General features: G+C 69.6%; 13 protein-coding genes. 5 read left to right on the top strand and 8 right to left on the bottom strand.

Translation table 11 applies throughout. The annotated features are described in order from the left end of the window. Positions 1–123 precede the first annotated feature (123 nt). From AB0M48_RS28570 to AB0M48_RS28555, 4 genes are all read right to left on the bottom strand, one after another. Positions 124–1,704: a hypothetical protein gene (locus AB0M48_RS28570; RefSeq protein ID WP_363847708.1), complete on the bottom strand. Its 1,581-nt coding sequence runs from the start codon at positions 1,702–1,704 to the stop codon at positions 124–126. A 128-nt stretch (positions 1,705–1,832) separates the two neighbouring features. Then, positions 1,833–3,521, bottom strand: coding sequence for a glycosyl hydrolase family 8 (locus tag AB0M48_RS28565; protein ID WP_363847706.1), 1,689 nt, complete (start codon positions 3,519–3,521; stop codon positions 1,833–1,835). Between the two features lie 117 nt (positions 3,522–3,638). Then, positions 3,639–5,318 (bottom strand): glycosyl hydrolase family 8, encoded by a 1,680-nt coding sequence (locus AB0M48_RS28560; protein ID WP_363847703.1) that lies wholly within the window; start codon positions 5,316–5,318, stop codon positions 3,639–3,641. A 123-nt stretch (positions 5,319–5,441) separates the two neighbouring features. Further along, on the bottom strand, positions 5,442–6,272 hold the full coding sequence (locus tag AB0M48_RS28555; RefSeq protein WP_363847700.1) for a patatin-like phospholipase family protein: 831 nt from the start codon (positions 6,270–6,272) through the stop codon (positions 5,442–5,444). Between the two features lie 157 nt (positions 6,273–6,429). On the opposite strand from AB0M48_RS28555, the gene metH reads away from it, so the two are divergent. The 3 genes from metH (at position 6,430) to AB0M48_RS28540 (ending at position 13,081) form a co-directional block, all read left to right on the top strand. Further along, entirely contained in the window at positions 6,430–10,002 is a 3,573-nt protein-coding gene (gene metH, locus AB0M48_RS28550) for a methionine synthase (RefSeq protein WP_363847699.1), read from the top strand. Between the two features lie 125 nt (positions 10,003–10,127). Further along, on the top strand, positions 10,128–11,162 hold the full coding sequence (locus tag AB0M48_RS28545) for a sugar ABC transporter substrate-binding protein (RefSeq protein WP_363847693.1): 1,035 nt from the start codon (positions 10,128–10,130) through the stop codon (positions 11,160–11,162). After that, a complete protein-coding gene (locus tag AB0M48_RS28540; protein WP_363847690.1) occupies positions 11,159–13,081 on the top strand; it encodes a bifunctional diguanylate cyclase/phosphodiesterase in 1,923 nt (640 codons plus the stop codon). Before AB0M48_RS28545 ends, AB0M48_RS28540 begins: the two co-directional genes overlap by 4 nt. Positions 13,082–13,138: 57 nt before the next feature. Here AB0M48_RS28540 and AB0M48_RS28535 read toward each other — a convergent pair whose 3' ends face one another. Further along, positions 13,139–14,077 (bottom strand): phosphotransferase, encoded by a 939-nt coding sequence (locus tag AB0M48_RS28535; protein ID WP_363847688.1) that lies wholly within the window; start codon positions 14,075–14,077, stop codon positions 13,139–13,141. 54 nt (positions 14,078–14,131) lie between these two features. On the opposite strand from AB0M48_RS28535, the gene AB0M48_RS28530 reads away from it, so the two are divergent. Further along, the gene (locus tag AB0M48_RS28530; RefSeq protein WP_363847686.1) at positions 14,132–14,572 is read left to right on the top strand and encodes an NUDIX domain-containing protein; all 441 of its coding nucleotides are present in this window, start codon (positions 14,132–14,134) and stop codon (positions 14,570–14,572) included. Here the strand turns inward: AB0M48_RS28530 and AB0M48_RS28525 are convergent. After that, the gene (locus AB0M48_RS28525; RefSeq protein WP_363847683.1) at positions 14,527–15,138 is read right to left on the bottom strand and encodes a TetR/AcrR family transcriptional regulator; all 612 of its coding nucleotides are present in this window, start codon (positions 15,136–15,138) and stop codon (positions 14,527–14,529) included. The genes AB0M48_RS28530 and AB0M48_RS28525 overlap by 46 nt on opposite strands. A 70-nt stretch (positions 15,139–15,208) precedes the next feature. On the opposite strand from AB0M48_RS28525, the gene AB0M48_RS28520 reads away from it, so the two are divergent. Further along, a complete protein-coding gene (locus AB0M48_RS28520; protein WP_363847680.1) occupies positions 15,209–16,153 on the top strand; it encodes a 2-dehydropantoate 2-reductase N-terminal domain-containing protein in 945 nt (314 codons plus the stop codon). Here AB0M48_RS28520 and AB0M48_RS28515 read toward each other — a convergent pair. Next, entirely contained in the window at positions 16,147–18,696 is a 2,550-nt protein-coding gene (locus AB0M48_RS28515; protein ID WP_363847677.1) for an amidohydrolase family protein, read from the bottom strand. The genes AB0M48_RS28520 and AB0M48_RS28515 overlap by 7 nt on opposite strands. Then, positions 18,660–19,157 (bottom strand): hypothetical protein, encoded by a 498-nt coding sequence (locus AB0M48_RS28510; protein ID WP_363847675.1) that lies wholly within the window; start codon positions 19,155–19,157, stop codon positions 18,660–18,662. Before AB0M48_RS28510 ends, AB0M48_RS28515 begins: the two co-directional genes overlap by 37 nt. Positions 19,158–19,198: the final 41 nt, after the last annotated feature.

Below are 19,198 nucleotides of genomic sequence, written 5' to 3'. Positions count from 1 at the left end.
CGCCGCCGGTGCCGCCATGCTCGCGCAGCAGGCCGCGTTCCGGCAGTGGACGCAGCCCGGTGAGACCCGGACCTTGCGCGATCTTCTGCTGGACGCGGTGCGCGCCCTGCGCACGACCGTCGGTTAGCTGACCAGCGAAAGGCCCCGGCGGACCGGCTCCGGAGCAGCCGTGGCGGGTGCGGCCGAGGGAACCTCGACCTCCTCGCCGCCGATCTCCCGGGTGATCCACGCGCCGGACTCCACCAGGACCTTCAGCGTGCGGGTGTCCAAAGCGTTGACGCGGCCGTAGTACCACTCGTCGGTCGCCAGCGGGCCCATCCGGTCACCCATGCGGTTCTTGATGTCCAGGACGCGCTCGAACAGCGTCTTGACCAGGGCGGCGCGGTCGGCGGGACCCTGGAGGCCCTCGCGGATGCGGTCCTCGATGCCGCGCGGGGTGCCTTCGGAGTCGGGCATGAGCATGGTGGTCCAGGCGCGGGACTTCTCGCGGTACTGGAGCTGCTGCATGACGCCCTCGTGCTGGGCGAAGTCGGCGGCGCGGAAAGCCTTGCCGCGCCAGCGCTTCTGCAGGTTCACGGCGAGCGAGAGGGCGCTCTTGAGGCCGGTGTTGAGGCCACGGCCCGGCCAGAAGTGCAGCGAGTTCGCGGCGTCGCCGAGCAGGAAGCCGAACGTCGACGGCGCGAGCTGCGCGGTGAACTTCGACATCTGCTGCATGCCGAGCGTGAACGAGTTGATGCCGACGACGTCCGCCACGCCGACGCCGAAGAAGCGCAGGCCGTCGAGGATCCGGGGCCACAGGTAGGAGAGCTTGTCGACCGACGGCTTGAAGACGGCGCGGTGCCGGTCGCAGACGAAGCGGCCGTTCGAGGCGGGACGCATGGTGCAGCCGAACTTGCCGATGCACGACACGGGACCGCTCTCGCCCAGGGCGACGATCTCCGACGCCTCCTCTGCGGTGAGGCGCATGTTGATGAAGCCGCCGCCGAGCGAGTTGAAGAGGAACCTGTTCTGCGCCACGGTCAGCGGGACGGTGTGCTCGTCGGGCGACTTGGCGGTGACGCGGATGCCCAGGACGCGCTCGTCCAGCGGCGAACCGTCCACGGAGAACAGTTCCCGGCTCGGGGTGCCGAACTGGGACGAGAACGCCTCGCGGGTGGCGGAACGGGCGCCGTCGGCGATCGCGAGCACGTGCAGGCCGTCGAAGCGGGCGGGAGGCGTGTAGGCGCCGGGGACGACCTCGATGCCGTAGACGTCCTGGGCCATGTCGAGCAGGGAGTCCTCGATCCAGCGGATCTTGATGTTGCGCGGACGACCCTTGGACGCCGGGGAGTCCGGGCCGAGCGGCCACATCTCGAAGAACTTGCCGGGCGCGAACAACCGCTCCTGGACGGCGACCGGCAGGGAGGCCCAGACGTTGCTCTGCAGCGTCACGACCTGCTCGCGGCGGTTGTTGCCCTCGGCCAGGCCCTTCCACACGACGCGGTTGCCCTGGCGCATCCAGCGGCGGTCGTGCACGCGGACCGAGACCTGGTCGCCCAGCAACGACTTGATCGTGCACGCGAAGGCGAGACCGACCGGGCCGCCGCCCGCCACGTCCACCCGCAGCGGAGCGGTCTGGCGCAGCGGCACGACCCGGCTGCCCTGCTTCGGCAGCTTGACCGTCGGACCGCATCTACCGATCAGCACCGTCTTCTCGTCCGCCATGACCCATCCCCCTCGATCCCGTTCGACGGCGGGAACACGTAGTGGCACGGGAGACGGTTCAACGGTTCTCGAAGAATTTTTCCAGGGGCCCTGTCGCCGCACTCAGCGCGGCGACAGGGCGGAGCGGTCTACGGGATCCAGTGGTTGCCGGACACCGTGATCATCACCTGGAGCTGGATGCTCGCACCGAAGTACGTGTTCGTGTCGATCGGCGTGGTCAGCATCTTGTTCCACAGCGCGTCCAGCCACGCCTGGCTGCCCGAGTCCGTCGTGGCCGCGACCGCGAACGGCGCGAAGAACGCCGCGTCGCTGCCGCTCTCGATCTGGGTGCCGCCCAGCGAGTAGCCGATCGCGATCCTGTTCGGGTCGCCGCCGGTCTTGCTCCTGATCCACGAGTTCATCTTGCGCGCCGCCACCAGCGACTTGCCGTCACCGGTCAGTGCGGCGTCCGCACCGATGCGCCACGGGTCGCGGCACGCGTTGTACCAGTACTTGCCGTCGGTGTCGTCCCGTTCGAGCATCTTGCCGACCGCGGGCTTCACCGTGGAGTTCGTGTCCTGCACGAAGTCGGGCAGCAGGCCGGTGCTCGGCGCGTACTTCGACTGCAGCGTGGCGATCAGGTCCTGGTGCTTGGCGCGGATCGTGTCCCACGCCGAGTCGCCGGTCGCCTTGCGGAACGCCCGGAAGTGGTCGGACATCCAGTCGGAGGAGCGGGAGCCGTAGTACTGCCTGCTGTTGCCCGAGTTGGACCAGTCGCCCATCAGCAGCAGGTTCGTGTTCGGGTTGACCAGGCTCTTCTTGATCGCGTTGATGTTCCTGATCGCGATCTGGCGGTAGTCGTACGTGCCGGCGCTGCCCCACTGCCGGTCGGCCAGCAGCAGCCCGTAGGCGGTGTCCATGTCGCCGTCGGTCGCGCTGTCGCCGCCGCTGACGCTCCTGCAGGAGGCGTCCTGTTCCGCGGCCAGCAGGTCGGGGTTGATGACCGACGGGTGGGCGAGCTTGTACTTCAGCAGGCCGTCGAAGATCTTCTTCGCGTCCGGGTCCGCACCGGCCATCTGCGCGGTGATCACCATGCCGTAGCCCTGCGCCTCGGCGACGTACGGGTGGTCGGCGTCCGGTGAGATCACCTGGTACCAGCCGTTGCCGCAGTTCTGCTTGACGAACGCGGCCTTCCACCTCTGGTAGTGGTCGACGATCTTGGCGTCCATTGTGGACGTGCTGCCGGACGGCCGCAGGATGCCGGCCGCGTACGGGGTCCGGCGGCTGCCGAACGGGTAGCCGAGGCCGCTCGACGGCGGAGTGGTCGTGGTCGGCGGGGTGGTGGTCGTCGGCGGGGTGCCGTCACCGGCGCCGTAGACCTCGAACTCCCACAACGAGTAGCCGTACGAGGTGCCACGCGCAGTGCCGTGTACCCGCACGTACCGGCCGGAGCCGTACAACGTCAAGTCGTCGGTGCCACCGTCACCGGCGCTGGTCGAGTACACGTCGGACCAGGAGGAGCCGTCGGGAGAAATCTGCACGCGGTACGACCTGGCGTACGCGGCCTCCCAGCTCAGCTTCACCCGGCTGATCGCGTGCACCGAGCCGAGGTCGACCCGCAGCCACTCCGGGTCGTGTCCCTCCACCGAGGCCCAGCGGGTCGACGCGCTGCCGTCGACCGCCTTGCCCGCCTCGAGTCCCGCCCCCTCGACGGAGGAGGCCGTCACCGCCTTGCCGCGGGAGACCAGTGGGTCCGCCGCCGATGCGATGGTCGTTCCCGCGACGAGGAGGCCGAGCACGAGCCCGGCCGCCCCGATCGCCGTCGTTCTGCCGCCCACGACCGCCTCCAGCAATTGGTTAACAAAGCTGTCAATGCGAGTGGTTGGCGACGGTATGCAGGTCGGACACCGTCAACAAGAGGTGCAGACCGTTGTTGCTCGATCGAACAGTGCTGGTCAGGGAACCCAGTGGTTGCCCGTGACCGTGATCATCACCTGGAGCTGGATGCTCGCGGAGAAGTAGCTGCCGCCGTCGATCGGCGTCTGCAGCATCCTGTTCCACAACGCGTCCAGCCACGCCTGGCTGCCCGGATCGGTCGCCGCCACCACCGCGAACGGCGCGAAGAACGCGGCGGCGCTGCCACCGGAGATCTGCGTGCCGTTGAGCTGGTAGCCGATCGCGATGCCGGCGGGGTTGTTGCCCGTCTTGGACTTCACCCACGTGTTGAGCTTGCGGGACGCCGCGAGCGACTGGGAGTCACCGCTGGTCACCGCGTCCGCACCGATGCGCCACGGCACGCGGCAGGCGTTCCAGTAGTACTTGCCGTCGTTCACGCTCTCCAGCACCTGCCCGGCCGGCGGGCGCGGGGAGGAGTTCGTGTTCTCCACGAAGTCCGGCAGCAGACCGGTGTTCGGCGCGTAGTTCTGCTGCAGCTGCCCGATCAGGTTCTGGTGCGCGGCGCGGATCGTGTCCCACGCCGAGTCGCCCGTCGCCTTCCGGAACGCCCGGAAGTGGTCGGCCATCCAGTCCGACGACCGCGAGAGGTAGTAGTACTGGTCGCCCGCGCTGGACCAGTCGCCCAGCTTGAGCAGGTTCGTCGACGGGTTGACCTCGCTGGCCTTGATCGCGTTGATGTGCCGGATCGCGAGCTGCTTGTAGTCGTAGGCGCCGGTGCTGCCCCACTGCCGGTCGGCGAGGAGCAGCCCATAGGCCACGTCCATGTCGCCGTCCGTGGCGCCGTCACCGCCGTTGACGCTGCGGCAGTTCACGTCCTGCTCGGCCGCGAGGAGATCGCGGTTGATCGAGGACGGGTGGTCGATCTTCCACTTCACCAGGCCGTCGAAGATCTTCCGCGCGTCCGGGTCCGCGCCCGCCATCTGCGCGGTGATCACCATGCCGTAGCCCTGCGCCTCGGCGACGTACGGGTGGTCGGCGTCCGGCGAGATCACCTGGTACCAGCCGTTGCCGCAGTTCTGGCGCACGAACGCGGACTTCCAGCGCTGGTAGTAGTCCACCACCGCGGCGTCCAGGGTGGACGGCGCGCCGGAGGGCCGCAGGATTCCCGCCGCGTACGGGGTCTTCCTGCTGCCGAACGCGTAACCGAGGCCGTTCGAGGGTGGAGTGGTCGTCGTCGTGGTCGTCGGCGGAGTGCCGCCGGTCACGCCGTAGACCTCGAGCTCCCACAGCGAGTAGCCCCACTGCGTGCCGCGGGCCGTGCCCAGCACCCGCACGTACCGCCCGGAGCCGGACACGGTCAAGTCGTCGACACCACCGTCACCGGTGCCGGTCGAGAACACGTCCGTCCAGGCCGAGGCGTCCGGAGAGGTCTGCACGCGGTAGCCCCTGGCGTACGCGGCCTCCCAGTTCAGCCGCACCCGGCTGACCGCGTGCGCCGAGCCGAGGTCGACCCGGAGCCACTCGGAGTCACTGCCCTCCGCCGAGGCCCACCGGGTCGTCGTGCTGCCGTCCACGGCCTTCGCCGCCTCCAGCCCGGCACCCTCGACAGAGGACGCCGTGACCGCCTTGCCCTGCGACACCAGCGGGTCCGCGGCCGTCGCACTGGTCGTCCCCGCCACCAGGAGACCAATCACGAGTCCGGCCGCGCTCACCGCAGCCAACGCCGATCGTCTGTCCACACCCACCTCCAAACCAATGGTTAACAAACCTGCCTAAAGGGCGGTCGCGGCGACCATAGGCGGGCCGGTCAACCTCGGACAAGAGGTGCGGACCAGTCATCTGAACCGGAACCGGTTGCGGAACTACTCCCAGACCTTCCGGACGGCTTCCGCCATCGAGACGGCCTGCGCGTACCCGGCCTCCGCGGCGGGCTTGCGCCGGGCCGGATCCAGCAGGTTCCTGCCGATCGCGGCCAGCGCGGCACCGTCCGGGCTGATCACGATCGACGGCACCCCGAGCTTCGCGGCCTGCGCGCCGGGCGTCGCCGCCGGACTGGCCGACCGCGTCAGCGGCGCGACGACCACCACCCGCGAGTACCCCGCGGCGAGGTCGACGTTCGCCACGGACCGCATGCCGCCGTCCATGTACCGGCTGCCGTCGATGCTGACCGGAGGCCACACCAGCGGCACCGCGCAGCTCGACGCGACCGCCTTCACCAGCGGCACCCCGCTGTCCCGGTCGAACGCCACGAACTTCCCGCTCACGGCGTCCACGGCGGTGACCTTGAGCGGACGCTCCGGCCAGTCCTTCGTGGACAGTCGCGAGTCGAACACCTCCAGCCGGGACTCCTCCGACGGCGTGCGGGCCTTCAGCGCGGCACGCCCGAGACGGGCCCGCTTCTGCGCCGGCGTCCCCGGCATCACGTAGGAAAGCGCGTACCTGACCACCATCCACGAGGTGAGACGGGCCGGGATCTCCCCGTCGGGCGGCGCCAGCTGACTCGCGTAGAGATCGGCCAGCGGGGCACCTCCCGCCAGCTCCGCCGCCACCACGGACCCCGCGGACGTCCCGACGAACAGGTCGGCACCCGTCAGATCGACGCCCTGTTCCGCCAGTCCGTGCAGAATGCCCGTCTCCCAGGCGATTCCGGTGACGCCACCGCCACCCAGCACCAACGCTCGTTCTCCTGTCACAGCGGCCATCCTATGGAGTGGGACGAGTTCCTGGTGCATGGTCGCTGTTGGTAATCTTGCCGGCGAAGCCGAGAAGCGCTGCAACAGGTCTCGCGCCTGCCACGCTCGGCCTCGCACCACCACGAACAAGGGCGCTTCCGACTTTTCGGGAGCGCGCGTGACTGGTCTCAGGTCTCTGTTGAACTCGCGCATCGCCGTGCTCGACGGCGCGTGGGGCACGATGTTCCAGCAGGCCAAGCTCTCCCCCGCCGACTACTACGGCACGGAGTTCGGCGACCACCACCTCGACGTCGCGGGTGATCCGGACCTGCTCAACCTGACCCGCCCGGACCTGGTGCTCGACGTGCACCGGCAGTACCTGGCGGCGGGCGCGGACATCACGACCACCAACACGTTCACCGCCACCTCGATCGGTCAGGCCGACTACGGGCTGGAGGACCGCGTCCGCGAGATGAACATCGCCGGCGCGCGGCTCGCCCGGCAGGCCGCGGACGAGTTCGGCGGCCGGTTCGTCGCGGGCTCGGTCGGGCCGCTCAACGTCACCCTGTCCCTGTCGCCCAAGGTCGAGGACCCCGCGTACCGCGCCGTCACCTTCGACCAGGTCAAGGCCTCCTACGCGGAGCAGATCTCGGCACTGCGCGAGGGCGGCGTCGACCTGCTGCTGATCGAGACGATCTTCGACACGCTGAACTGCAAGGCCGCGATCGCCGCGGCCCGCGAGGTGGCGCCCGACCTGCCGCTGTGGATCTCGGTGACGATCGTCGACCTGTCCGGCCGCACGCTGTCGGGCCAGACCGTCGAGGCGTTCTGGGACTCGATCGCGCACGCCGAGCCGCTGGTCGTCGGCGTGAACTGCTCGCTGGGCGCCGAGGAGATGCGCCCGCACGTCGTCGACCTGGCACGACTCGCGAACACCTACGTCGCCTGCCACCCGAACGCAGGCCTGCCCAACGCGTTCGGCGGCTACGACCAGACGCCGGACGAGACCGCCGCCCTGCTGAAGGACTTCGCGGGCAACGGCATCGTCAACGTCGTCGGCGGCTGCTGCGGTACCACACCCGAGCACATCAAGGCCATCGCCGACGCCGTGCGCGGCATCGACGCGCGCGAGGTGGTCAAGCCCCGGCACACCACCCGCTACAGCGGCCTGGAGACGTTCGAGATCGGCCCCGACACCGGGTTCGTCATGATCGGCGAGCGCACCAACGTCACCGGTTCGGCCAAGTTCCGCAGGCTGATCGAGGCCGACGACCACAACGCCGCCCTCACCGTGGCGCTGGACCAGGTGCGCGGCGGCGCGAACCTGCTGGACGTCAACATGGACGCCGACCTGCTCGACGGCGAGCAGGCGATGACGACGTTTTTGAACCTCATCGCGACCGAGCCGGAGATCGCCCGCATCCCGGTGATGATCGACAGCTCCCGGTGGACCGTGCTGGAGGCCGGGCTGCGGTGCGTGCAGGGCAAGGGCGTGGTCAACTCGATCAGCCTCAAGGAGGGCGAGGAGCCGTTCCTGCGGCAGGCCCGCACGATCCGCGACTACGGCGCCGGTGTCGTCGTGATGGCGTTCGACGAGCAGGGCCAGGCTGACACGACCGACCGCAAGGTCGAGATCTGCGCCCGCGCCTACGACCTGCTGACGCAGCAGGCCGGCTTCCCGGCCGAGGACATCATCTTCGACCCGAACGTGCTCGCGGTCGCGACCGGCATCGAGGAGCACAACGGCTACGCCAAGGCGTTCATCGACGCCCTGCCGCGGATCAAGGAGCGCTGTCCGGGCGTCCGCATCAGCGGTGGCATCTCGAACCTGTCGTTCTCGTTCCGCGGCAACGACGTCGTGCGCGAGGCCATGCACTCGGCGTTCCTGTTCCACGCCGTCAAGGCCGGGCTGGACATGGGCATCGTCAACGCCGGGCAGCTCGTCGTCTACCAGGACATCCAGCCCGAACTGCTGGAACTGGTCGAGGACGTCATCTTCGACCGCCGCGAGGACGCGACCGACCGCCTCGTCACGCACGCCGAGACCGTCAAGGGCCCCGGCCAGAAGCGCGTCGTGGACCTGTCGTGGCGCGAGGCCCCGGTCGGCAAGCGCCTGGAGCACGCGATCCTGCACGGCGTCGTCGACTTCATCGAGGAGGACACCGAGGAGGCACGGCAGGCCCTGCCGCGTCCGCTCGACGTCATCGAGGGCCCGCTGATGGACGGCATGAAGGTCGTCGGCGACCTGTTCGGCGCGGGCAAGATGTTCCTGCCCCAGGTCGTGAAGAGCGCCCGCGTGATGAAGCGCGCGGTCGCGTACCTGGAGCCGTTCATGGACGCCGAGCCGAAGGCCACGGCGGGCGGCAACGGCAAGGTCGTGCTGGCCACGGTCAAGGGCGACGTCCACGACATCGGCAAGAACATCGTCGGCGTCGTGCTGGGCTGCAACAACTACGAGGTGATCGACCTCGGCGTGATGGTGCCGGCCGCGAAGATCCTCGACACGGCGATCAAGGAGCACGCCGACGTCATCGGCCTGTCCGGGCTGATCACGCCGTCGCTGGACGAGATGGTCTCGGTCGCCGAGGAGATGCAGCGGCGCGGCATGAAGCTGCCCCTGCTGATCGGCGGCGCGACGACCTCCAAGCAGCACAACGCCGTGAAGATCGCCCCCGTCTACGACGAGCCGGTCGTGCACGTGCTCGACGCGTCACGGGTCGTCGGCGTCGTCTCCGACCTGCTGGACGACCGGCGCGCCCACGAGCTGAACATCTCCAACCGCGCGGAGCAGGCCCGGCTGCGCGAGCAGCACGCGAACCGCAAGTCGGTGCCGTTGCTCAAGCTCGACGAGGCGCGCGCGAATCGGGAAGAGGTCGATTTCTCCGAATTGCCGACCCCGGCATTCACCGGTACTCGCGTGCTGAGCCCGTCTCTGGCCGAACTGCGCGAGTTCATCGACTGGACGTTCCTGTTCCTCGCCTGGGAACTCAAAGGCAAGTTTCCCGCGATCCTCGAGCAGCCGGTAGCCCGCGAACTCTACGACGACGCGACCGCGTTGCTGGACGAAATCGTCGCCGGGGAATTGTTCGAGGCGAAGGGCGTGTACGGCTACTGGCCCGCGCATTCCGACGGCGACGACATCCTGCTCGACAACGGTGTGCGAATCCCGATGCTGCGCCAGCAGACCAAGAAGCCGCTCTCGCGCCCGAATCGCTGCCTCTCCGACTACGTGGCGCCCGAGGGCGACCACATCGGTGGATTCGCGGTGACGATCCTGGGTGCCGGGAAGCTGGCCGCGAAGTACGAGGCCCAGAACGACGACTACCGCGCCATCATGGTGAAGGCGCTGGCGGACAGGCTCGCCGAGGCGTTCGCCGAATGGATCCACCTGCGGGCGCGGCGCGACTGGTTCGAGCCGGACGCGCAGCCGGAACTCGCTGACCTGCACGCGGAGAAGTTCCGCGGCATCCGTCCCGCGCTGGGCTACCCGGCCTGCCCCGACCACACCGTGAAGCGCGAACTGTTCGATCTGCTGGGCGCGGAGGAAATCGGGATCTCGCTCACTGAATCGTTCGCGATGAACCCGGCGGCGAGCGTGAGCGGCCTGATCTTCCAGCACCCCGAGGCGAAGTACTTCACGGTCGGCAGGCTCGGCCGCGACCAGGTGCAGGACTACGCCACGCGGTACGGCAAGCCGCTCGCGGAAGTCGAGCAGTGGCTGCGCCCCAACCTCGGTTACGACCCCGCGTGATCGGTGCCGGAACGTGAAAGCGCTTGCCGGTATTGGCAGGCGTCATCCCGGTTTGGCACCAGTCGATGTAGCATCGGCCGCTCTGGATCAATCACCCCGTAGGTCGAGCGAGCCCGAGGTCATCCATGCGAGCTGCGGCGCTGGTGCTGGGTCTGGTGCTGTTAGCGAGCTGTGCTGCCGCTGCGGAGTCCGGGGCGTTGCCGCACGTCGGTTTCGTGGTGAAACGCACCGGTGGTTCCTTCGCCCAGGAGATGACGAGCGGCTTTCACGAGGGCGTCGGCCGCATCGGCGGGGTCAGCGCGACGGTGACCGGTCCTCCCGGGCAGGACGGGCACAAGGAAGTCGAGTTGTTCCGCGATTTGACGATGGCGGCGATTGGCGGAATCGCCGTGGCGACGTCGGAGCCGTCGCTGATGGCGCCGTCCATCGGTGAGGCGTTGAAGCAGCGCGTCGCGGTGGTCGGCGTGGACATGCGGCTCACCGCGAGCTCAGGGGTGAAACTCCACATCGGTAACGACAACTACGAACTCGGCGAAAAGCTGGCTGACGAGTTGATGCGCCGAATGCCCCCGGACGCGACCGGGACGGTGGTGCTGGGGAACACGGCTCCGGGACTCGCCGGGTTCGACGACCGGGCCGAGGGAATCCGTGGGCGGTTCGCCGAAAAGCTACCGGGGGTAGTGGTGCTGGGCCCGTTCGACACGCAACGTGACGACGTCGCGAATCGCGACACCTGGAAACGTCTCGTGGCAGCGAATCCGAACGCCCTCGCGTTCGTTGGTACGGGCGACTGCGACGGCGTCAACCTCGCCGCGTTGAAGACCGAGAAGTCGGCGAGGTGGCTGGTGGGCGGGTTCGGGGTCGACCCGAGGACGTTGCAGGCGGTGCGGGACGGCGCGATGGTGGCGTCGATCTCTCCGGAGCACTACCTGAAGGGCGCTGTGGCAGGCTGGTTGCTCGCACGGCACGCCAAGGGCGGTGCTGCGCTGCCGGAGGGCTGGATCGAGACGCCGGGGCTCACGGTGACCACCGCGAACCTGGACCAGATCCTGCACCGGCAGGAGTCCGAGAAAGCGCGCAAGGAGTTCTTCCAGCCTCAGATCGACAGCTTCGTCGACGATCCGGCGAGCTGGGTGCGACCGTTGGAGCAGGCACGGTGAGCTTTTGGGAGGGCCGCGCCACCGCACGGGTGGCGACGGTCGGGCTGACGTTCGGGCTGCTGGTCCTGGCCGGGCTGGCGCTGTGGAGCAGCATCAGCGCGCAGGCGACGACCGCGCACGTGCGGGAGCTCAACGAGACCAGCGAGCGGTGGGCCCGCGTGCTGGAGCACATCAACGTCGCCGACAACGCGTTGCGCGACCTGCAGGTCGCGCGGACCGAGCAGACCGTCGAGCCGCTGCAGAACTCCGTCGGCTCCGCACGCGCGGAGCTGGAGTGGCTGCGCGCCAACGGCATGCCGTCCGACGCGGCGGAGGCAACGAAGCTGCTGCCCCTGTACGACCAGAGCACGGACATGCTGCGCGCGGTCGTCGCCGGCACCGACCCGGCGCAGGCGGACCAGGCGGGGCTCGCGCACTCGTCGTTGCGGCGCCAGATCTCCTCGACGATCGGGGTCAAGCGCCTCGACACCACCGAGTACCTGCGTTCGGCCGACGAGAAGAACGCGCGGCTGCGGATCGCGCAGATCGTGGTGTTCGTGCTGGACGCGGCCCTGGTCGCGCTGTTCGGCATGGTGCTGCTCGCGCAGCGCCGCATGATCCTGCGCCAGGCCGCGAAGAACGAGCACGAGGCCCACCACGACGCCCTGACCGGCCTCGCGAACCGGACGCTGCTCGCGCGGCGGATGGAACAGGCCGTCGACAAGGCGCGCAAGAAGGACGAGCCGCTGGCGTTGCTGATCGTGGACCTCGACAGGTTCAAGGAGGTCAACGACTCGCTCGGGCACCACACCGGCGACCTGTTGCTGCGCCAGGTGGCGAACCGCCTGTCGTGGGCGGTGCGCGACACGGACCTGGTGGCACGGCTGGGCGGCGACGAGTTCGCCGTGCTGCTGCCCGGCGTCGGCTCGGCGGAGAACGCCAGCATGGTCGGGGACAAGATCCTCCAGGCCCTGGCCATGCCGGTCACGCTGGAGGGCCTGGAACTGGAGATAGCGGCCAGCGTCGGCGTGGCGCTGTGCCCGTCGGACTCGGGCGACGGCCACGAACTGCTGCGGCACGCCGACATCGCGATGTACGCGGCGAAGCGCGAGAAGTCCGGCGTCGCCGTCTACGACGCTCGCCTGCACGAACGCGGTGCCGCGCACCTGACCGCGGTGACGGAGCTCCGGCACGCGATCGACCGCGGTGAGCTGTTCCTGCACTACCAGCCCAAGGCGCTGGCCGACACGGGCGCGGTGTGCGGGGTCGAGGCGCTGGCCCGCTGGCAGCACCCGACGCGCGGCCTGGTGCGCCCGGACGAGTTCATCCCGGTCGCCGAGGAGAACGGGCTCATCGAGCCGCTGACCCGGTACGTGATCGACGCGGCCCTGCGGCAGTGCCGTTCGTGGTCGGACGCGGGCTGGGAGGTGCCGGTCTCGGTGAACGTGGGCGCGGCCTGCCTGCACCACACCGAGTTCCCCGGCGACGTGGCCGACCTGATCAAGCGGCACGGGCTGCCCGCCCGGTTGCTGACGCTGGAGATCACCGAGTCGGCGATCATCTCGGACCCGGACCGCGCGGTGGAGGTGTTGCGCGGCCTCACCGAACTGGGCGTGCGGCTGTCCATCGACGACTTCGGCACCGGCTACTCGTCGATCTCGTACCTGCGCAGCATGCGGGTGCACGAGATGAAGCTCGACCGGTCGTTCGTGACGCACATGTGCACAGACGCCGGCGACAGCGCGATCGTGCACGCCCTGGTGGCGCTGGCCCGCAACTTCGGGTTGCAGGCCGTCGCCGAGGGCGTGGAGGACCAGGACACGTGGACGGCGCTGGCCGAGGCCGGGTGTGACGTGGTGCAGGGGTACTTCCTCAGCGAGCCGCTGCCCGCTGAGGAGATCGTTGCCTGGCTTGGGGATCGCGCGGCCGCTCACGCGTAAGCGCGGTGACCACTGACCTTTGCCGCGTCTTTCGCCCCTCAGACGGGTGCATCGCGGTCACCGCGCGTAAGACTCGGTGTCCCGCCACTGGTTGATGAACGGCTGCATGAAGTCGACCATGGCGGGCAGCTGGTCCGCGCACGACAGGTAGGCGATCACCCGGATCGCGCCGACCGCGTTGACGAACCTGAGCACCTCCTCGTCGAGCTCGCGCAGGCCGTTCCTGCGGGCGCCCCGGTTGTAGGCGGCTTCGTACTCCAGGCCGAGGCCGCCGAGGTCCCATTCGACCGGGCCGTAGGTGATCAGCTCGAAGTCGGAGAACAACGGGCCGCCGGTGCTCGCGAAGATGTTCGCGGGCGGTGAGTCGCCGTGGATGGGCTGCAGGTCGATGCCGGGGAACTTCGCCTCGAACGCGGCCTGGGAGCTGACGAGCGGTTCCAGCACCTCCCATTCGGCTCGTGCCCGTCGGAGATCCTCCGCGGTGACGATGTCCAGGCCTTCGAGCTTTTCGAGGCCCTCGCGGACGAACCGCGGTTCCGCCGACGACAGGAACTCGAGCTCGCCGGGGTAGTCCCGCAGTGCCTTGTGCAGGTCGGCGGAGAGTTCGGAGTTCTTGAGGTAGTCCGGTTCCGCGGACTTGTCCTCCTCGGTGAACGGCCAGAAGGTGATCGAGAAACCGTCGCGCTGCACGGGTTCGCGCGGGACCAGCGTGCTCGGCGGGATGACCGGGGTGCCCTGGTCGTGCAGCCACTGCGCGACGTCGAGTTCCTGTTGCTGGCGCCGGGCCAGTGACTCGAGGGTCGTGGTGTGCGGCAGGACGGTCGGGACGCGGGCCACGACGGGCGACGGTGCGAGGTGCACGACGACGGAGAACAGTTCGTAGAGGACCTTGCCCTCGGTGATCTCCAGGCCGAGTTCGCGACCTGCCGCCACCGCGGCGTCTCGTGCGGCGTTGGTGCGGGCGGCGATGTTCTCAGGGGTCGCGAAGGCTGTCATGCCAAGATCGTGTCACGGCCCCGTGGCTCGTCGCAGATCATTTACGGTGGGCCCATGGCCGACCGCCACCTGATCGACGTCCACGTGCTGCTCGTGCGCGACGGCGAGGTGCTGCTCAGCCGGCGCCGTGACGCCGATCCCCGGTTCGACGGCCTCTGGCACCTGCCCTCGGGCAAGCTCGACGCGGGCGAGTCCGTGCTCGACGGTGCCGTGCGCGAGGCCGCGGAGGAGGTCGGCGTGGTGATCGAGCCCGGCCACCTGCGGCACGTGCACACGGTGCACGCCAACGGATCCGGTGCGGAACCGCGGCTCGGGTTGTTCTTCGAGGTCCGGCGGTGGAGCGGGGAACCGGTCAACCGCGAGCCGGAGAAGTGTTCGGAGCTGCGGTGGTTCGGGCTGGACGCGCTACCCGCGGACCTCCTCTCCTACTCCGCCGCCGGGATCACCGGTCACCTGGCCGGGGAGTCGTTCGGGCTGCTCGGCTGGAGCCCCTGAACCAGCCCGTCCAGCACCAGGGTGACGACACCGTCGGCCTCCGCCCGCCACCCAGGGCGGTCGTGGGCCGCACCGATGCCGTGCAGCGCCATCATGACCGCACCGGCGCCCACATCGCCCCGGACGGTGCCCTCCTCGGCGGCGGCGGTCACCAGGTCGGTGACGGCCTGTTCCAGCGCCCTGCTGCCCTCGGCGAGCGCCTCCGAACCGCTGGTCATGAGCGTGACCAGCGTCCGGGCCAGGCCGTGGTGGTCGTGCAGGTAGTCGACGAAGCCGCGGAGGAAGGTCGCCAAGGCCTCCAGCGCGGGTGACGTGGCCTGCAGCCGGCGAGCCCGGTCGCACAGTGCGACGACCTCCTCGCGGTAGACCGCTTCGGCCAGTGCCTCCCTGGTCGGGAAGTGGCGGTACAGCGTGCCCGTGCCGACGCCGGCCAGCCGGGCGAAGTCGTCGAAGCGCAGGTCGAAGAACTCCCCCGCTTCGAAGATCTCCCTGGCCTTGGCCAGCAGCGCCTGGCGGTTGCGCTGGGCGTCCGCACGCAGCGGCTTGGCGCTCCCTCGCGTTGACAAACGGAACCTGCCTCCATATTTTCGTAATTGGAGATTGTCTCCACTTACATCGTAACCCATGGGGTGCACCGTGAAGATCTTGATGTTCGGCCGCGGCGTGATCGCCACCGTGTACGGCTGGGCGCTGGAACAGGCCGGGCACGACGTCGAGTTCTACGTCCGGCCGGGCCGCGCGGCGCAGTACGGCGACACGACGATCCTCGACCTGCGCGACCTTCGGCGGCGCCCGTGGGGGCAGCGTGTCGTGCTGGAATGGCCGGTGCGTCTCCGCGAGGAACTGGGGCCGGACCACGACTTCGACCTGATCGTGCTGAGCGTGGGGCACCACCGGTTGACCGAGGCGGCGGACTTCCTGGCGCACCGCGCCGGCAAGGCCACGGTGCTGGTGTTCGGCAACATCTGGGCCGAGCCGCTGGACGCGATCGGCGCGCTTCCCGCCGAGCAGGTCGCGTGGGGCTTTCCCCAGGCGGGCGGCGGTTTCGGCGAGGACGGTGTGCTGCGTGGCGCCCTCCTGCCGTCCGTCCTCTTCGGAACCGTCGGCCAGGAGACGGAACGGGGGCGGGTCGTGCGGCAGGTGTTCCGCGGGGCGGGGTTGCGGATCAAGGAGGTACCGGACTTCCGCGGCTGGCTGCTGATCCACTTCGTGTCGGACGCCGGGCTGTTCTCGCAGGGGCTGAGGCTGGGCGCGCTGGCCGATCTCGCGGGGCGCAGGCGCGAACTGCGCGAAGCGTTGCTGGCCGGGCGCGAACTGCTGCCGCTGGTCGAGGCACGGGGTGTCGTCGTGGGACGCCGCGCCCTGCTGTTCCGCGCGCCGACCTGGCTGTCTGCTCCCCTGTTCGCCTGGCTGACCGCTCACTTCGGGCCGGTGCGCGACAACTTCGCGACGCACTCCGACCCCGAAGCGGAGGAGCCGCGGGCGATCTGCCGGGACGCGCTGGCGGAGGCACGCCGGCTGGACGTTCTCGCACCGCGGCTGGCAGCGGCGGAACCGAGCTTCGCGGCACCCGTTCAGTGATCGCAGCAGACGCGCTCGGCCCACTCCGGCTCGTGCCACCAGTGCTTGTTCTCCGCGGACGGCAACGGATCGAGCGCGGCTGACGTCGTGAGGGCCTGCCGTTGCTGCCGGTAGGGCGCGAGCAGGTCGGGGACCCGGTGGAGAACTCCGCCGACCATGACCCGCTCCACGTTCGCCGCCGTTTTGATGTCGGCCAAGGGATTGCCGCGCACGAACGCGATGTCCGCGGCGGATCCGGGCTTGATCGCGCCGAGCGGCAGGCCCAGCCACCTCGCCGGGTTGCGGGTCGCGGTGATGAGCGCTTCCCTCGGCGTGAAGCCGTATTCGACCAGCGCGCGCAGGTTCTGGTGCGTGGCGGTGGCGGGGCTGTCGAGCGGCGCGTCGGTGCCGGTGATGACGAACCCGCCGCCGCGGTGGACGTTCAGCGCGAACTCGACCCAGCCCTTCAGCACCGCGCGGGAGGCCGTGGCCGCCGGGGTGCCCTGGGAGCCGGCGTCGGCCACGTACCGCTCGTACTCCCACGGCGGGAAGAGCACGCGGGTGCGTTCGTCGGTGACCAGCGACTTGTCCGTGTCGTACAGGGCTCGCGACTGGAACAGCGTGGGCGTGATGGACATGCCGGACCTGGTGAACAGCGCCACCACGTCCTGGTAGGCCTTGCCCTGCCGGGTGATGGTGTGGGAGTAGCCGAGCCGGTTGGTGGCACCGACGTGTTCCATGCCGTCCATGCCGATGTGGGCGGCCGGGTACAGGTAGTGGGACGACAGCGGCACGCGGGACCGTTGCACGGCGGCGCGTTGCAGTTCGACGGGCAGGCGGACGTAGGTCTTGATCATGTCGTAGCCGAGCTCGTGGGCGCGGCGCAGTTCGAGGTCGAGCTGGGCCTTGCTGAGCGTCGGGCGCATGAAGTTGTAGTAGACGCGCGAGCCGTCGACGGCCTCGCCGGTGGCGTAGAACCGCGGCCCCGTCAGGGTTCCCGCCGCCAGCGCCTCCCTGGTCTCGACCATCTGGTAGACCGGGTCACCCGGTGAGCGGACCGTCGTGACGCCGTACGCGAGCCAGACGTTGCCCTGCCGCGCGCCCCACTGGCGGCCGCGCAGGTGCCAGTGGTTGTGGGCGTCGATCAGGCCGGGGATGGCGGTGAGGCCTGACGCGTCGACGTCGGCCTTGCCGCGGTGCGGGCGGATCTGTTCGATCTTGCCGTTCTCGACGACGATGTCGACGTCGTGCTTGAGCTCGTGCGCCTCGCCGTCCCAGTAGGCGCCGACGTGGATCACCTTGCGTTCGGGCGCCTTCGGCTTGCGCCAAGTCAGACCGTGCCGAATGGTCGTGACCCGTCCATCCAGAGTGGACTTCCGGATTCGGCCGTTGTTCAGGTACACCAACGCGTCGTTGCCGTGCCACGCCAGCGAGTCCGTGACCTCGCGGGTGATCTGGCGCGGCTCGCCCTGGAAGGTGCCCTTGCCGTCGACCGGGACGACCCACGCGACGCTCTCGACGACGAACGCGATGTGCCTGCCGTCCGGCGACCACACCGGGCCGTCGTCGCCGCGCGTGGCGATCGAGCGGAACGGCATCGGCTCGGTGTACTTGAGCTCGCCGCCGACGAGGTCGACGCTCAGGATCTGGCTGGTGCCCTCGCGGAACCGGCGGGAGAACGGCTTCACCGCGGCGAGGGCGACCGTGCCGCCGTCCTTCGACCAGGTCGGGCGGCCCGGCTGGAACAGCGTCGGCGTGACCTGCCTGCGCGCCTGCCGGTCGGTGATCCACACCTGGCCGTCCTGGTCCAGGTAGGCGACCTTCGTGCCGTCCGGCGAGAACCGCGGCGTGATCTGCGCGTGCGGCGCCGGCGCGTACAGCTCGTCCTTGCCCGTGTCCAGGTCGCGAATCCACAGCTGGGCGACGCCGCTGCGGTCGCTGGCGTAGACGATCTTCCTGCCGTCCGGCGAGAAGTCCGGGTCGGAGTCGAAGTACCTGCCGTCCGTGAGCTTCGTCGCCTTGCCGTCGCTGAGCACGTACAGCGCGTTCAGCGCCCGGAAGGCGATCTTCCCGTCGCTCGACACCACCGGACCGGCGATGCCCTTGACCGCCCCACCGGTGAGGTTCCGGGTGCGGTGCGGCCTTCGGTTGGTGCGCACCGGAACCGTGGCCTCGAACGCGATGTCCTTTGTGGACCCGTTGGCACGGCAGCGAATCCTGCCGTCCGCGGTGTAGAGCACGCTGTCGCCGTCCCAGATCGGCGCGAACCCGAAGACGTCCTCGCCCGTGACCACCGCGGTCGCCCCGAGCACCAGCTCGGCCTGCCCGGGCCGCATCCGCGTGTAACTGGGCTGGCCACCGGGCCCGAACGCCGCCCCGAACAGCTGCGTGCCCGCGGGCGCCGTGACGAGCCGCTCGCGCACGCCGTCCAGCGTCACGGTGTCGACCGCCGCGTTGCCGACGGTGAAGATGATCCGCCTGCCGTCCCCCGACCACTGCGGCGCCGCGGCCTCGTCCGGCACGCCGGTCAGCTGCGTGATGGTGCCGGACGCCAGTTCGAGCACGTGCACGCCGTAGCTGCCGGCCCGGTCGCTGACGAACGCGAGGTGCCTGCCGTCCGGCGAGAACGCGGGCTCCCGGTGGTCGTACTTCCCCCGCGTGAGTTGCCTGAGCCCCTTGCCGTCGAGCCCGATGACGTACAGGTGGTAGTTGCCGTCCCGATAGACTGGAACGCGATCTGGCCGTCTGGCCCGAAAGACGGCAGCGAGGCGTCCTGCAGCTCGTCGGTGAGCTTGCGCGCCTCCCCACCGGTGGAAGGCAGAACCCAGATGGCGGTGACGAGGTCGATGGCGAGCCACCTGCCGTCCCGCGACCGCGACACCGAGATGTTGGTGCCCTGCGTCAGCTTCACCCGCTCGCCGGACTCCGCCTGAGCCGCGGTGCCGATCGTGAGCGTGGACGCGGCGGTGGCGACGGCGGCGGCCTGGCCGGTGCGGGTCAGCAGTTCGCGACGCGACAGTTCCATGGCGGCACTCCCCCGAATGGTGTTCCCCTTGGAGAACCCAC

The sequence above is a fragment of the Lentzea sp. NPDC051208 genome (genome assembly GCF_040682435.1).
GTDB lineage: Bacteria > Actinomycetota > Actinomycetes > Mycobacteriales > Pseudonocardiaceae > Lentzea > Lentzea kristufekii.
This window is presented reverse-complemented; position numbering and strand designations above follow the sequence as displayed.

What these genes read in the sequence shown, in the direction of transcription:
- AB0M48_RS28570 (WP_363847708.1), bottom strand. Translation starts at nt 1,704, where the DNA reads ATGGCGGACGAGAAGACGGTGCTGATCGGTAGATGCGGTCCGACGGTC.
- AB0M48_RS28545 (WP_363847693.1), top strand. Translation starts at nt 10,128, where the DNA reads ATGCGAGCTGCGGCGCTGGTGCTGGGTCTGGTGCTGTTAGCGAGCTGT.
- AB0M48_RS28535 (WP_363847688.1), bottom strand. Translation starts at nt 14,077, where the DNA reads ATGACAGCCTTCGCGACCCCTGAGAACATCGCCGCCCGCACCAACGCC.
- AB0M48_RS28530 (WP_363847686.1), top strand. Translation starts at nt 14,132, where the DNA reads ATGGCCGACCGCCACCTGATCGACGTCCACGTGCTGCTCGTGCGCGAC.
- AB0M48_RS28510 (WP_363847675.1), bottom strand. Translation starts at nt 19,157, where the DNA reads ATGGAACTGTCGCGTCGCGAACTGCTGACCCGCACCGGCCAGGCCGCC.